We start from the raw sequence: 15190 nt of genomic DNA on the forward strand, positions 1-15190 counted from the left end.
ATTTAATCATCTAACCAAAAAATCGCTAACTTAGCTCTTGCACTTTACTGGTTTTTAATTAGTTGTATTTAATAAATTTTATCTAAAAAGAATTTAACAATGAACAAAATCTACTCCTCAGCAATCTTACTAAGTCTTTTGATGTTTTCTTGCAAAAAAGAAACACCTCCAAGCCCCAAACCACTAGAAATTTCAGTTACAACCGTTTTACAACAAGATGTAAAATTAGAATCTGAGTATACGGGGCAGACATTTGGTCAATCTGATATACAAATCAACCCCAGAGTTGATGGTATTATAGAAAGCATGAACTTCAAAGAAGGAAGTTTTGTTAAAAAGGGACAATTACTTTACACTATTGATCCTTTGCCATATAAAGCCAAACTTAGTGAAGCCGAAGGAGTTGCAGCAGAATCACAAGCGCGTTTGTCTAAAACCAAATCAGATTTGGATATGATAACTCCATTAGCGAAATCGAATGCGGTCAGCCAAAGAGAATTAGTCTCTGCAAAATCAGCTTACAGTGCTTCGGTAGCGCAAATAAAAGCTTCTGAAGGTTCTCTGCAAAATGCAAGAATTGAATTGGGCTATTGCAAAATTACTGCACCAATTTCAGGACTAATTGGCTTATCCAAGGTAAGGGTTGGCGATTATGTAAGACCTGGGCCAGCATCCATTTTAAATACAATTTCTGATCTTGGAGATGTAAGAGTTCGTTTCACTATAAGCGAACAGGAATTTCTTCGTCTATACAGAGAGTTCAACAAACCCAATTCAGATTTAAAAGGATCTGGAGCAACTGTTTCCATAAAATTATCAGACGGTTCTATTTATCCTCAAACAGGAAAAGTAAGTTTTGCCGACAGACAAATTGACCCATCAACTGGTGCGATTACATTTGAAGCCGCTTTTCCAAACCCAGACAAATTACTTCGTCCTGGTCAATATGTAAAAGTTGCACTGCTAACAGACATTCGCAAAGAAGCAATTGTAATTCCGCAGCGCGCCGTTATAGAAGTGCAAGGTATTTATCAAGTTTACGTAGTAGGAAATGATAATAAAGTACAAATGCAAATTGTAAAACCTGGCCCAGCAATTAAAAACGGATATATTATTGAAGAAGGATTAAAACCCGGCGATAAGATAGCTATGGGAGGTACTTCTTTATTGAAAAATGGAAGTGTTATTACTCCCAAAATCATTCAATGGCAATTGGGCGATCCTGAAACTGTAACTGCAAAGTAATCTAAATCACATACTATTATGGGAGAATTTTTCGTACGAAGACCAATCGTTGCGATCGTAATCAGTATTATAATTGTGATACTTGGATTACTGGCATTGCAAAAAACACCTATTTCGCAATATCCGGATATCAATCCGCCTGTTGTAAAAATCACTACATCTTTTACTGGAGCAAATGCACTGAATGTTGAGCAAGCTGTTGCCACTCCTATTGAGCAAAAAGTAAATGGTGTCGAAAACATGTTATACATGAAATCTATCAACACTTCTGACGGTGCTTGTACCATTGAAGTTACTTTTGACGTAGGAACAAATCTGGATAATGCCAATATGCTTACCCAAAACAGACAAAACCAATCAGCTCCTTTTATGCCTTCGAGTGTAAAACAACAAGGGGTTGTAGTAAAAAAATCTTTGTCATTCCCGATGATGTTGTTCACCGTTACGTCTACGAATCCAAAATACGATGCTAAGTTTTTAAATAACTACGCAAGTATTAATATCGTAGATCAATTGGCTCGTATAAAGGGAGTTGGAGAAGTAACTCTTTTTGGAGGTAGCGATTATTCGATGCGTATTTGGTTAAAAGCAGATATGATGAGCAAACTCGGCGTAACTGTCGATGACGTCAAAAATGCTCTAAATGCACAAAACATGATTAGCCCAGGAGGAAAATTTGGAGCAGAACCTGCACCACCTAATACTGAATTTACCTATGGGGTAACTCTTCAAGACCGATTGGTTACTGAAAAAGAATTCGGAAATATTGTTGTTCGAAGTAAAGAGGATGGAGCACAAATTCTATTGGCTGATATTTCCCGAATCGAATTGGGAACAGAAAACTACAGCTCAAGTGCAAGACGAAATAGTTCGCCAAGTGCTGTTGTCGCGATATACCAAATGCCAGGAAGTAATGCTCTCGAAGTAGCCGAAAATGCGAAAAACACTATGAAGCAATTAGCCGAAAAGTTTCCGCAGGATATTGTTTATCAAGAATCTTTAGATACAACACTTGCCATTACTGCTGGGGTCGATGATATTGTTCATACCCTTTTTGAAGCCATTATATTAGTTATTCTTGTAGTATTTATTTTCCTTCAAAATTGGCGTGCAACTTTAATTCCGTTAATTACGGTTCCTGTTTCGTTAGTTGGTACCATTGCGGTTTTCCCAATGTTGGGTTTTTCAATTAATACACTTTCCCTTTTAGGATTAGTATTAGCAATTGGAATTGTGGTCGATGATGCCATTGTGGTTGTAGAAGCCGTAATTCACCATATCGAGCATGGGAAAAATCCACGAGAAGCAACAGTTCAGGCTATGAAAGAAGTTTCTGGACCTGTAATTGCGATTGCATTAATTCTGTGTGCCGTTTTCATTCCAGTGGCGATGACACCTGGTATTACAGGACGTTTCTACCAGCAGTTTGCCATAACGATTGCTGTCTCGGTCGCCTTTTCGGCATTTAGTGCGCTATCTCTAAGTCCCGCGCTCTGTGCTATGTTATTAAAACCGACCAAACCAATTGACCAGCAAAAAGGATGGCTTGCTAAATTCTTCTCTTGGTTCAACAGAGTTTTCGAAAATGTAACTGGAAAATATATTGGTGGAGCCACATTTTTTGCCAAAAAAGCCATTCGTATTGTTATTTTATTGGCTGTTATACTTGTTTCGATTGTTTTCTTAGGAAAAAAGATTCCGCTTGGATTCATTCCTGAAGAAGATCAAGGATATGTTTTAGTGAATATTGCCTTGCCGCCTGCTTCATCATTACAGCGTACAGATGAAATTTCTAAAAAGGTGGACAGTTTCTTAAAAGAAGAAGAATCTATTTTATCATACACCACAATAAATGGATTTAGTATGCTTACAAACTCCTATCAGCCAAATAATGCTTTTATTTTCATCTCACTTAAACCTTGGGAAGATCGAGCAGAAACCGCTAAACAGTTTGTAGATAGATTCAATAAAAAACTAGCGACTCAAATTACTACTGCGACCTGTTTCTCATTTGGTCCGCCAGCGATTCAAGGTTTGGGAGCTTCGGCTGGATTTAGTTTAATGCTCCAAGACCGAGGAGGGAATCCGCCTCAATATTTGGCCGAACAAACGCAAAACTTTATAGCTGCCGCACAGCAGCGTCCTGAAATAAAACGAATTTACACAACTTTTAATGCTGGTACGCCTCAAATTAAATTGGATATCGACAATGATAAAGCAATGAAATTAGGAATACCCGTTTCTAAAGTCACCGAAGCACTCGGGGCATTTTTAGGAGGAAGTTATGTAAATGATTTTAACCGTTTCGGACGTCAATATAAAGTTTATGTACAAGGTGAAGCCATTAATCGTGTGAGACCAGAAGACTTAAACCTGATTTACGTCAAAAACAACAAAGGCGATATGCTCCCAGTATCAACATTAGTCACCGCAACAAAAGTTACTGGTCCCGACTTTACGAATCGTCTGAATTTATTCCGATCGGCAGAAATTGGAGGTAGTCCAAACGATGGTTACAGTAGTGCTCAAGCCTTAACTGCTTTGGAAGAGGTAGCCAAACAGACTTTACCCGCAGATATGAGTTACGATTATATCAACTTATCTTATCAAGAAAAGCATTCACCTGGAGGATCATCGGTATTTATTATGGCATTGGTATTTGTATTCTTAATTCTTGCAGCGCAATACGAAAGCTGGAAGTTGCCTTTTAGTGTATTGCTTGGAGCTCCTTTTGCGGTATTTGGAGCATTTTTAGGGCTTCTTTTAGCAAGATTTGGAAGCGATGCATACGTGAACAACGTTTTTGCACAAATCGGACTCGTTCTCCTCATCGGATTAGTGGCTAAAAATGCCATTCTTATTGTAGAGTTTGCTAAAGAAGAATATGAAAAAGGAAAGCCACTCTATGAATCGGCAATGTATGCGGCCAGACTTCGTTTTCGACCGATTCTGATGACTGCTTTTGCTTTCATTCTCGGAGTAGTTCCGTTACTAACCGCTACAGGTGCAGGTTCTCAAGCTCGTATCGTAATGGGAATGGCGGTATTTAGCGGTATGTTAATCGCCACCATTTTAGGGGTATTAATTGTACCTGGTCTATTTGTAATGATTGAAAGAATCGGGAAAAAGAAAGATGAAACAATCGTAACGTCAGAAAATAATGTAGAATCAAATACTACAGATCATGAGTAAGAAGTATAAAATAATCGTCATTATTTTAGTCTTATCCTTATTTCCTGTGGGATGTATGGTTGGACCAAAATATAAAAAGCCTGAACAATTAAAATCAGAGTCTTATAAAAACGAAAGAAATTTAGACAGCATCGCTTCGGTAACCAATTTAAAATGGTTTGATCTATTTAATGATGATGTTTTAAAGGATCTGATAACCAAAGGCCTTCAGAATAATTATGATCTAAAAATTGCTGTTTCAAGAATAGAACAGCTTCGTGCAGAATTGGGATATGCCAAAGCAGATTTATTTCCCGCTTTTCAATATGGAGCAACGATAAACAGTAATGAAAAATACATTACCCCATCGACTGCAGGAGCCAGTATGTCTTGGGAACTTGATTTTTGGGGAAAATTTCGTCATGAAAACAATGCTGTCAAAAATGAACTTCTAGCGACTGAAGAAGCTCGAAAAGTAGTCTTATCAGAAATTGTTGCGAACATTGCCATAGCTTATTTTCAAATGCGAAATTTTGATGATCAATTAGAAATCACCAAGCAAACCCTTGAAACTAGAGAGAAATACTATGCAATTATAAACGAGAGATTTACAAAAGGGTACATTTCTGAAGTTGATAAAGTACAAATCGAACAGCAGGTTGCGATTGCCGAGGCCGCAATTCCTAACATTCAAAGACAAATAACTTATTACGAAAATACAATTGCGCTACTTACTGGTCAGCTTCCTACTGAAATTCCTAGAGGGAAAAGTAATACCGAGTTGCAGATCGTCAGTAAAATTCCATTATCGATTCCTTCTGCTTTATTAGAAAACAGACCAGATGTAAAAGCTGCTGAATTAAGATATGCAGCGGCAAATGAAAGAATTGGTGTTGCTCAAGCCATGCGTTTTCCTTCTATTAATCTAGCTGCCATTGCCGGATTTGCCAGTGCTGATTTAAGCAATCTGTTCTTAGGAAGTTCTTATATGCAAAATGCTTCCGGCGGAATTGCAGGTCCTATTTTTGCATTCGGAAAAAATAAAAGAAGAGTTGAAATAAACAGACAACAAGCAGAACAATTCAAATTTCTTTATCAAAAAACGTACATTGGTGCTGTTTCTGAAGTAGAACAATCCATACAAAATGTCAGAACTTATCAAGAAGAATGGAAAGCACGTAACAGACAAGTTCAAGCTGCTTTAATCAATTACAAACTATCTTACGAAAGATATGACAGCGGTTACGTTTCATACCTAGAAGTTTTAGATGTAGAAACCAATCTTTTTAATGCTCAATTAAGTCTTTCGCAATTATCAGAAAGACAATTAAGTTCAATGATCGAATTGTACAAAGCACTTGGCGGGGGATGGAATTAGTTCTTTTGAGGTTCAAAGGCTCAGAGTTGCAAAGGTTCAAAAGTTTCCTAGCATATTTAAAAAAACAAAAAGCACCAAATATGGTGCTTTTTGTTTTTTAATCTTTGTACCTCTGTACCTTTGCTTCTTTGAACCTTACGAATTAACAAAACTCATTAAACGCGTCCTGTAAATTCTCAGCAATTAATTCAGCTGGGCGTCCTTCGATGTGGTGACGCTCTAACATATGAACCAATTCTCCGTTTTTAAACAAAGCCATAGATGGCGAAGATGGAGGAAAAGGGAACATATGCTGTCTTGCAGCATCAACAGCTTCTTTGTCTACACCTGCAAAAACAGTGATTAAATGATCTGGTTTTTTAGCATTATCTAAACTCATTTTTGCTCCTGGACGTGCGTTTCTGGCAGCACAACCGCAAACAGAGTTTACAACAACTAAAGTGGTACCTTCAGCTTTGATAGCATTCTCTACAGCCTCAGCACTATGTAAATCTTGAAAACCTGCAGCTGTTAATTCAGCTTCCATTGGTTTTACCATGTCTAGTGGATACATATTCTTGTCTTTTAAAATTTTACTTTTGAACTGCAAAGTTACAAAGTTTACTCGCAACTAGTTAATTTGAAGTATAAAGTTTTGTTATAGTTCGATTGAAAAAGTCGAAAGTTGGAAAGTCATAAAGTTGAAAATCTAAATTCTGTCTTCTTTTATTTAAAAACTGCTCTAAACAAAGCTTCTATAAAAGGCAGTTTCGGGCATTTTAAAATCACTTGAAAATCTTCAAACAAATTCGTTTCTTCGTCCAAAAACTTAAAAATCAATTCTGGATTTCCTTTTTTAAACAAAGAAGAAAAAATAGAACTTCCCAATTCATTATGACGATCGAGGATATCCAAAAGCAATAAATCGTAAAACCAAAATCTGCTTTTTTGATGAAAGCTTTTTAAATTTAATGAAGTATCATTTTGAAGAAATTCGACAAGTTTTGAAGATTTTTTATCTGAATTTTTAAAAGTATAACCCGTACTCGCTTTTGTCCAACCGCCAGCAGTACCAATATTCAGCACCCGTTTGGTATTTTTTTCCCAGAAAGGATAACAAGTCATTGGGATGCTTCCCTGCTCCTTTTCCAGAATTTCATATTGTTCGATTCCGATCTTTTTTAGATAAATTTTAATCTCATTTTCATATTCTTCTTTCAGAAGAAGTTTTTCAGAAAACAAAGTATATTCAACCAAAGCTTCTGTTTTTGAAGTTGGCAAAACATACATAAATCTTGTATTTCCTTTTTGTTCCACCGAAAAATCCATGAAAGTAACTTCTTCCAGATTGAAAACTTCTTCTCGAGTTTTCACAAACCAGCCCATAAAATGCTGTTGCAAAACGGGATATTTGTTTTGTCTTTCGGCGAAAGCTTTAGTATAAATACTATTGAAAAGATAGTTGCAAGTAAATCGATTTTCCTCTGTTCCAACGAAAACGTGAGTTTCCAACTCGTTGATATCAGTTACTTTTTCGTTTAAAAAAGTAATATTCGGTTGTTGTGAAATAACTTCAAAAACGAAATCATAAAAATCTAAACCCTTAATTTTATTATATGAATATGGTTTTAAGTCCAAATCACGTTTGAAATTTTCATTGGCAAACAAAGCCGAATCCCATTTTTTTGAAATAACCGAATTCCAAACACTTTCTTCTTTTTCCCAAAAACACCAAGTTCTGTCATTGATTTTCTTCGAATCCTTATCTAGAAGCAAAACAGATTTATTTGAGAATTTCTCAGACAAAATCATTTTATAAACCGTCATCAAAGATGCTAGTCCAGTTCCTGTAAAAATGTAGTCGAAATGTGGGATTTGCGAAGAATTCATTCTCAAAAATAAGAAAATTTACTTTTCCAGATTTTCTAAAAGGGCTTTAAAATCTTTGAGCGCCAAATAATTGTTATATTGAAAGATAATTTCATTTTTATCATTCAAAACACATAAAATGGGATAAGCAATTTGATTGTTTATAGTTCCAAGCTCCAAAGCCAATTCATGAACACCAATATTATTTCCCGAAGGCTGGTATTTGAAAGTATGATTAGCAAATGTAATATCTCGTTTTTCTTCTGCATTGAAACTGATAAAATAGAAATCGGAGTTTAATTTCTCTACAATTTCCTGATTTTTAAAAGTTGTCGCTTTCATCCTTTGGCAAAACTGACACCAATCGGCATGGATGAAAACAATGATTTTTCGTTTTTGAATCTGTTGTAAGCTGTCTATTTCTTCAAAAGTTCTGCTTTTTAATTGGCAGAATCCTGTTGAAGTTATTCCGAAGAAGAGAATAAGTAGAAACAGCTTTTTCATTATTATTTGTTTTTTTTAGCCACTGATTAAAAGGATCAAAAAAGATTTTATTTGGTCTCCCTGAGCGAAGTCGAAGGGCGCTTCAATTGGAACGGGTTTCGACTTCGCTCAGCCTGACAAAAAGAATAATCCTTTTAATCTGTGGTCTATAAATTTACCTAAAAGTATATCGCAATCCCAAAAATCCGCGAATTGTTTGGTTCTGTCCATAAACATAAGTCGTATCAAATGTCAATCCGTACGGATTGTCTGGCGTTACCAATACTTTTCCAGCTGAATCATATTGTACATTTTTATCAAATGGATCATTCGTTCTCGAAATCAAAAACGGATTATTTTGCATTGGTGTAAAATTCAACAGATTTTTGATTCCACCGTAAACTTCAAAATCTTTCCATCCTGAATAAGTAAACTGAATGTTCTGAATACTATACCAAGGCGATTTTGGGCTTCTAGGATCGGTTTCGCTCAACAATGGCAATTTCATCGGACTGTAAACATTTCCTGTATAATCCATTGATAAATTCCAAGGCTGGATTTTGTATGAAACGCTCCAAGTTCCTGTGAAATTCTCAGTCAAAAAAGGTCTTTCTGAAATTCCGTTTTCAACATTTTTGTTATCTAAAACCGTTGCTCCAACAATAAATTTTAATCCTGATGGAAAATTAAGATCAATATTTGTGCTAATTCCTTGACTTATAGCATAACCATCAATATTGTCGTAAATAATTTCGTTTGGATTGGTTTCGTAATCTGAAATGATTTTATTGCTGAATCTGGTATAAAAAGCTGTGGTTTCAATTCCCATAAAGGTTCCGTTTCCGAAATTGATTTTCTGGATATAATTCAAATTGACATTTATAGATTGTTCTGGTTTTAAATCATTTTTGATAATAACATCTCTTGAACCCGTTAATGCCGCGTGATCTTCGGTAAATAAATTCACAACACGAAATCCAGTTCCAGCATTTAATCTAAAAATGGTGTTTTCGTTTGCCTTAAATCTGTAAGCGAATCGCGGTGTAAAAATAGAGCCGTGAATGGAGTTATAATCATAACGCATTCCTAGCAAAACCTGACTTTTTGCAGAAAAGGTAATTTCATCCTGAACAAAAATTCCAGGAAGCCAAGTATTTTCAGCTTCTTTAGTTGCCGTTGTATTATCGTCATAATAGGTATATCGGCTTGCAATTCCTGCCAACAAATCGTTTCTTCCATTTTTTTTATCCCAAGTCAACTGCAAGAATCCAATTTTCTGATTGGCGATATAAGATGTTGTTCCGTAACGACTGTCTTGATAATGAACATTTCCAGAGAACGAAAGCATCAATTTTTCTTCAAAAGGCAATTGATAACTTCCAATTAATTCGGCTCTTTTGGTATAAATACTTTCTCCATAAATTTCATCTCCGCCACGGTATTTTTTCTCCCAACGAATGTCTCCACCCCAACGATCTTCATACATTCCACGCGCTGCAATGGTAAAAAGGCGGTTTTGATTTCGCTTAAAACTCCATTTATTAAAAACTGAAATTCGTTCAGAAAGCGTAACATCGGTAAAATTGTCGTTGTCTTTATCAATAACCTGATCGTAGTTAAAGTAATTAATTCCGATAAGTGAAGTCGCTTTTTTACCAACATTAAACTTCGTTCCTAAATCGAGATTGCTTTCAAAATAAGAAGTCGTAAAATAATCGGCAGAAAATGTCGGAGCATTACTTGGATTTTTAGTGATAATATTAATCAAACCTCCAACTGCTTCACTTCCGTAAAGAGACGAAGCTGGACCTTTTACGATCTCAATTCGTTCCACCAGAGAATTAGGAATTCCCGACAAACCATAAACTGTAGAAAGACTGCTCACAATTGGCATTCCGTCAATCATTACTAAAGTGTACGGACCTTCCAATCCGTTTATGTGAATATCTCCCGTATTACAAACTCCACAATTGAGCTGCGGGCGAACTCCATTTATATTCTGAAGTGCATCGTAAATACTAGGAGTTGGATTTTTCTTGAAGAAAACTGGTGAATAAACCTCAACAGGAACGGCACTTTCTAATCGTTTTACAGGTTTTAAAGTTCCAGAAACTACCACTTCGTTCAATTCGTTTTGATCTTCTTCTAATTCAAAATCCAAGTTCAAATTTTCATTTTCTAAAACTGAAATTTTTTGGGTTATGGGTTTGAATCCAGTCGAGGTTACTTGTATTTTATAAGTTCCATTCGGAATCTTTTCGAGTATATAAAAACCCAAAGAATCAGTTTGAGTTTTAAAGTTTGTATTTAATAAACGTACCTTAATTTCTTGAACAACAGAAGCTGATGACTCTACTTTTCCTGAGATATTTTGAGAATAAAAGTTTTTAGTTGAAAGTATTAATGTTGCCAAAAATAAATATTTCATTATTATAAAATTAAATTTAGACAAAACTAAAAATTAAATTTGGCAAATATTTATTCTTGAAACAAAAATTTTCAAACTGATTTAAATCAAGATGTTATATTTTTTTTAAAAAACCATATAAGCTATTTAAGATAATTTAAGTTTGTGCTAAAATGAACACATATAACTTATATGGTTTAACTACGCTTTTCTATTGACTAAAAATCTTCGTCAATAAGTTCTTTATTTATTACAGCACCAGCAAAAGAACCTGTAGAAACCGCAATCGCCACAGATCGCATTGGAGTTGTGCAATCGCCACTAGCAAAAACGCCTGAAATGTTTGTTTTCTGCATGGCATCAACTTTTAATAAACCTTGTTCATTGATCTCACAACCTAAAGTATCAGGAATTGGACAATGCTGCTCAAAAGGCGGTCTTGCGTAAATCGCTTTTACCTCAACTCTTTCTCCGTTCTTAAAAATGATATTTTTAATATAACCTTCACTATGTTCAAAAGAATCTATTTCTTCTTCGAAAATCTGAACTCTATGATTTTTAAGAATTTGCGTTTTTTCTAGACTTAACTCTGACTTTCCGTTGGTGCACAATCTCAAGTCTTTTGTCCAATTAAAGATTAATTTAGCATATTCAAATCCCATTTCTCCATTGGCAATGATAGCTGTTTTTTCATTTTTGACTTCATAACCATGACAATACGGGCAATGTAAAACCGAAATTCCCCAGCAATTCGCAAAACCTTCAATTTTAGGAAGTAAATCTTTAACGCCCGTTGCGAATAATACTTTTCTTGCTGTAAAAGCTTCTCCAGATTCGGTTATGATTTCGAAACCATTTTCTGTTTTAATTGCTTTAACGGCAAGTCCGTTATAAAATTGAACGGTTTTATAAATGTCAACTTGAAGTTTGGCTTTCGCCGAAATGACTGCTGGCTTTTCTCCATCTTGCGTAATAAAATTATGAGAATACGGCGTTTGTCTATTACAAGGCGAACCACTGTCGATAACCAAAACCTGACGCAAAGAACGCCCCAAACTCATTGCCGCAGATAATCCGCTATAGCTTCCGCCAACGATAATCACTTCAAAATGCTTCTGTTCCATATTTCAATTTTAATGATTTTGTTTTCTGTGTAATTTATAATTTATTAAATGTCCGATGATCATTCCAATTCCTCCAAAATAAATCAGATCGATATGAATTTCGAAAAAGAGTTCTGTCAAAATACTAATCCAAATCAACGCCATTGAAACAACCAAAATTGACGATATCAAAAGAGATGATTTTTTTATAATTTTGAGAATTGCAAATAGACCTATCGAAGCAAATAGTAAATCTATAAAAGGATTGTGACTCAGCCCTAAAGGCAGGATCGTTAAAAGAGGAAAAATTAAACAGTGAACCAGACAAATGGTTGCGCTTGAAATTCCTAAAATATCATAAAAAGGTGTGCTTATTTTCTTCATTATGTGTACTTTTGCTTAATGCAATTTTGTTGCAAATATACACAATTTTATCAATTGCAACATTGTTGCGTTTAATTTTTAACTTCTTAAAAAATGAAAACTACACGTAATACAACAGCAAAGACAGCTGTTTTAGAGATATTTGAGAAATCTAAAACCGCTCTTTCGCACACCGAAATTCACAAACAATTAAATGATTTGTGCGATCGCGTTACCATTTACAGAATTCTAGACCGATTAATTAATGAAGATGTTATTCATAAAATTTCGAATTTGGATGGAACGGTAAAGTATGCAAAATGCAATCATTCGCATCAGCGTGTACACATTCACAATCATGCTCATTTTAGCTGCGAGAATTGCCATGAAATTACCTGCCTGGAAACTGTAAAACCGAGTTACATTATGCCGCATAATTATAAAGTTAATGAGATCAATTTTACTTTATCAGGATTGTGCCCGAATTGTTTAAATTCTAACATTTAACTTTTAGACTTGTCTAAAAATATTGTTTCTCGAATTTGATTTTTCTATATATTTGTGAAAACAATACTTTTACAATGACTAAATCTTTAGAAGAAGTCCACGAATCGGTTTCGACCGAAAACAAAAAAAAAGGTTTTAGAAAAATTTTAGCCTTCTTAGGCCCTGCATATTTAGTAAGCGTTGGCTACATGGACCCTGGAAACTGGGCGACAGATATTGCTGGCGGAAGCCAATTTGGTTACACTCTAGTATGGGTTTTATTGATGAGTAATTTAATGGCTTTGCTTTTGCAGAGTTTGAGTGCCCGCCTCGGAATTGTAACACAGCGTGACCTTGCGCAGGCTTCGAGAGAAACCTATTCCAAATACATAAACTATATTTTATATTTTCTTGCCGAAATTGCAATCGCAGCGTGTGATCTTGCCGAAGTTCTTGGAATGGCAATCGGAATTAATCTACTTTTTGGAATTCCGTTACTCGAAGCGGTTCTAATTACTGTTTTAGATACTTTTTTGTTGCTTTTTCTGATCAATAAAGGAATTCGCAAGATGGAAGCCTTCATAATTGCTTTAGTAGCGATAATTGGATTTTCTTTCATTTTCGAAATGATTTTTGCAGAACCAGAAGTTCATAAGGTTTTAGCGGGACTTATTCCTTCGATTCCAAACTCAGCTGCTTTGTATATCGCAATCGGAATTATCGGAGCAACTGTAATGCCGCACAACTTGTACTTGCATTCCTCTTTGGTTCAAACCAGAAAATTTGACAGAACACCTGCGGGAATAAAACAAGCTTTAAAGTACAATTTGATTGATTCTACGATTGCTTTGAATCTTGCTTTCTTTGTAAATGCGGCCATTTTAATTCTCGCAGCAGCTACTTTTCATAAAAACGGAATGTTTGAAGTTGCCGAAATTCAAGATGCACATCAATTTCTTGAACCTCTTTTAGGAACTAAATGGGCACCAATATTATTTGCCGTCGCTTTAATCGCCGCTGGACAAAGTTCGACCGTTACAGGAACACTTGCCGGACAAATTGTAATGGAAGGTTATCTGCATTTCAGAATTCAGCCTTGGGTTCGTAGAATTATAACACGTTTAATTGCTATTATTCCTGCTGTAATTGTAATATTGATTTATGGCGAAAGTGTGACAGGAAAACTCTTAATTCTAAGTCAGGTTATTTTGAGTTTACAGCTTGGTTTTGCGATTATTCCGTTGATCCATTTTGTCAGTGATAAATCAAAAATGAAAGGATTTCATATTTCCAGAACCACACAAGTTGTTTCTTGGATTATTGCTTCTATCATTGTTTCTCTAAATGCAAAATTAGTTTATGACGAAATCACATCTTGGCTAGAAAACTCAGATAATCCGATAATTCTTTGGCTAACAGTTGTTCCATTAGCTTTTGGATTCTCGGCTTTATTGCTTTATATCATTTTCAAACCTTTTATTGCTAAAGCGAAATCAAAAACCGTAAATCATTCACCACATAATTTAAAACTTCACTTTGCTCAAAAGAAATCACAAGAAGTGAAAAATATTGCCGTGTCAGTAGATTTTTCTAATGCTGATGAAGTCGCACTTAATCATGCTTTCGAATTAGGCGGAATGGATGCTAAATATACGCTTATCCATATCGTTGAAACTGTTGGAGCTTTAATGTACGGAATTCACATTCACGATCACGAAACTAGTATTGACGAAAAATTGCTATTGCAATACAAAGAAATGCTCTCAGAAAAAGGATTCAATATCGAAATAGAACTTGGTTTTGGAAAACCATTCAAAATAATCCCAGAAATCATAAACAGTGGTTTCTTCGATATTCTAGTAATGGGAACTCACGGCCACACTGGTTTGAAAGATATTCTCTTTGGCACAACCGTAGATAAATTGAGACATAAAATTTCGATACCTTTGTTGATTGTTAAATAAAAGGGGCAAAGGCTCAGAGGAACAAAGGGACAAAGTTTTCCCTCTGAACCTCTGAACCTTTGTAACTATGAACCTTAAAAGAAATGACTTTTTCAGAAGAAAACTACTTAAAATCGATCTATCACCTGACTGCTGCTTCGGAGACCGAAGTTAGCACAAATGCTATTGCGGAAATTATGGAAACGAAAGCTTCTTCTGTGACCGATATGCTTAAAAAGCTGGCAGAGAAAGATTTGGTTAATTACAAAAAATACCAAGGTGTTTCCTTGACTGAAAATGGAAAATTGGCTGCGAAAATGATCGTGAGAAAACACCGCCTTTGGGAAGTGTTTTTGGTTGAAAAGCTAAACTTTAGCTGGGATGAGGTTCACGATATAGCAGAACAATTAGAACACATTAAATCGGAACAATTGATAAACCGTTTGGATGATTTTCTTGGAAATCCAACTGAAGATCCGCACGGCGATCCAATTCCTGATGCGAATGGAAGAATTATTAAAATTGAAAAACATTTACTTTCTGAGCTATCAGAAAATCAAACAGGAGTTTGCGTTGGGGTAAAAGATACTTCTTCGGAGTTTTTGAAATATCTGGACAAACAAGGAATTGCTTTAGGTTCTAAAATTGAGTTTCTGTCTAAAGAATCTTTCGATTTATCGGTACGAATTAAAGTTAATGATAGAGAATTATCGATTTCTAATAAAATTGCTTCTAATTTGTTTGTGAAGCTGGTTTAGTCAAT

The 15190-nt window shown here is 35.3% G+C and carries 12 protein-coding genes; 6 read left to right on the plus strand and 6 right to left on the minus strand.

Going from position 1 to position 15190, the window contains the following annotated elements; translation table 11 throughout:
• Positions 1–99: 99 nt before the first annotated feature.
• From OD917_RS11415 to OD917_RS11425, 3 genes are read left to right on the plus strand one after another with little or no spacing between them, the layout of a single operon-like run.
• Complete coding sequence (locus OD917_RS11415; protein ID WP_263523649.1) at positions 100–1245, plus strand: efflux RND transporter periplasmic adaptor subunit; 1146 nt, start codon at positions 100–102, stop codon at positions 1243–1245.
• Between the two features lie 18 nt (positions 1246–1263).
• Positions 1264–4437: an efflux RND transporter permease subunit gene (locus OD917_RS11420; protein WP_263523650.1), complete on the plus strand. Its 3174-nt coding sequence runs from the start codon at positions 1264–1266 to the stop codon at positions 4435–4437.
• Positions 4430–5794: an efflux transporter outer membrane subunit gene (locus tag OD917_RS11425; protein ID WP_263523651.1), complete on the plus strand. Its 1365-nt coding sequence runs from the start codon at positions 4430–4432 to the stop codon at positions 5792–5794. The genes OD917_RS11420 and OD917_RS11425 overlap by 8 nt, the downstream gene beginning before the upstream one ends.
• A 142-nt stretch (positions 5795–5936) precedes the next feature.
• Here OD917_RS11425 and OD917_RS11430 read toward each other — a convergent pair whose 3' ends face one another.
• The 6 genes from OD917_RS11430 to OD917_RS11455 form a co-directional block, all read right to left on the minus strand.
• A complete protein-coding gene (locus OD917_RS11430) occupies positions 5937–6347 on the minus strand; it encodes a BrxA/BrxB family bacilliredoxin (RefSeq protein ID WP_111284876.1) in 411 nt (136 codons plus the stop codon).
• Between the two features lie 152 nt (positions 6348–6499).
• The gene (locus OD917_RS11435) at positions 6500–7663 is read right to left on the minus strand and encodes a lycopene cyclase family protein (RefSeq protein ID WP_263523652.1); all 1164 of its coding nucleotides are present in this window, start codon (positions 7661–7663) and stop codon (positions 6500–6502) included.
• 18 nt (positions 7664–7681) lie between these two features.
• Positions 7682–8146, minus strand: a complete 465-nt coding sequence (locus OD917_RS11440) for a thioredoxin family protein (protein WP_263523653.1) — start codon at positions 8144–8146, stop codon at positions 7682–7684.
• Positions 8147–8300: 154 nt separating this feature from the next.
• Positions 8301–10553, minus strand: a complete 2253-nt coding sequence (locus OD917_RS11445; RefSeq protein ID WP_263523654.1) for a TonB-dependent receptor — start codon at positions 10551–10553, stop codon at positions 8301–8303.
• A gap of 197 nt (positions 10554–10750) precedes the next feature.
• On the minus strand, positions 10751–11656 hold the full coding sequence (locus OD917_RS11450) for an NAD(P)/FAD-dependent oxidoreductase (protein WP_263523656.1): 906 nt from the start codon (positions 11654–11656) through the stop codon (positions 10751–10753).
• Positions 11657–11665: 9 nt separating this feature from the next.
• Complete coding sequence (locus OD917_RS11455; RefSeq protein WP_263523657.1) at positions 11666–12019, minus strand: MerC domain-containing protein; 354 nt, start codon at positions 12017–12019, stop codon at positions 11666–11668.
• A gap of 93 nt (positions 12020–12112) precedes the next feature.
• Here OD917_RS11455 and OD917_RS11460 point away from each other — a divergent pair, with 93 nt between their 5' ends.
• The 3 genes from OD917_RS11460 to OD917_RS11470 all read left to right on the plus strand — a co-directional run bounded on the left by OD917_RS11460 (position 12113) and on the right by OD917_RS11470 (position 15185).
• Positions 12113–12505 (plus strand): Fur family transcriptional regulator, encoded by a 393-nt coding sequence (locus OD917_RS11460; RefSeq protein WP_263523658.1) that lies wholly within the window; start codon positions 12113–12115, stop codon positions 12503–12505.
• Positions 12506–12579: 74 nt separating this feature from the next.
• A complete protein-coding gene (locus OD917_RS11465) occupies positions 12580–14448 on the plus strand; it encodes an Nramp family divalent metal transporter (protein WP_263523659.1) in 1869 nt (622 codons plus the stop codon).
• 83 nt (positions 14449–14531) lie between these two features.
• Entirely contained in the window at positions 14532–15185 is a 654-nt protein-coding gene (locus OD917_RS11470; RefSeq protein WP_263523660.1) for a metal-dependent transcriptional regulator, read from the plus strand.
• Positions 15186–15190 lie beyond the last annotated feature (5 nt).

This window comes from Flavobacterium sp. SH_e (genome assembly GCF_025717045.1).
In the GTDB taxonomy this organism is placed as follows: Bacteria; Bacteroidota; Bacteroidia; order Flavobacteriales; family Flavobacteriaceae; genus Flavobacterium.

Bases quoted from the DNA above. Each gene is read 5' to 3' on its own strand.
- OD917_RS11455 (WP_263523657.1), bottom strand. From the start codon at position 12,019: ATGAAGAAAATAAGCACACCTTTTTATGATATTTTAGGAATTTCAAGC.
- OD917_RS11440 (WP_263523653.1), bottom strand. From the start codon at position 8,146: ATGAAAAAGCTGTTTCTACTTATTCTCTTCTTCGGAATAACTTCAACA.
- OD917_RS11465 (WP_263523659.1), top strand. From the start codon at position 12,580: ATGACTAAATCTTTAGAAGAAGTCCACGAATCGGTTTCGACCGAAAAC.
- OD917_RS11445 (WP_263523654.1), bottom strand. From the start codon at position 10,553: ATGAAATATTTATTTTTGGCAACATTAATACTTTCAACTAAAAACTTT.
- OD917_RS11415 (WP_263523649.1), top strand. From the start codon at position 100: ATGAACAAAATCTACTCCTCAGCAATCTTACTAAGTCTTTTGATGTTT.
- OD917_RS11425 (WP_263523651.1), top strand. From the start codon at position 4,430: ATGAGTAAGAAGTATAAAATAATCGTCATTATTTTAGTCTTATCCTTA.
- OD917_RS11470 (WP_263523660.1), top strand. From the start codon at position 14,532: ATGACTTTTTCAGAAGAAAACTACTTAAAATCGATCTATCACCTGACT.
- OD917_RS11450 (WP_263523656.1), bottom strand. From the start codon at position 11,656: ATGGAACAGAAGCATTTTGAAGTGATTATCGTTGGCGGAAGCTATAGC.
- OD917_RS11420 (WP_263523650.1), top strand. From the start codon at position 1,264: ATGGGAGAATTTTTCGTACGAAGACCAATCGTTGCGATCGTAATCAGT.
- OD917_RS11430 (WP_111284876.1), bottom strand. From the start codon at position 6,347: ATGTATCCACTAGACATGGTAAAACCAATGGAAGCTGAATTAACAGCT.
- OD917_RS11435 (WP_263523652.1), bottom strand. From the start codon at position 7,663: ATGAATTCTTCGCAAATCCCACATTTCGACTACATTTTTACAGGAACT.
- OD917_RS11460 (WP_263523658.1), top strand. From the start codon at position 12,113: ATGAAAACTACACGTAATACAACAGCAAAGACAGCTGTTTTAGAGATA.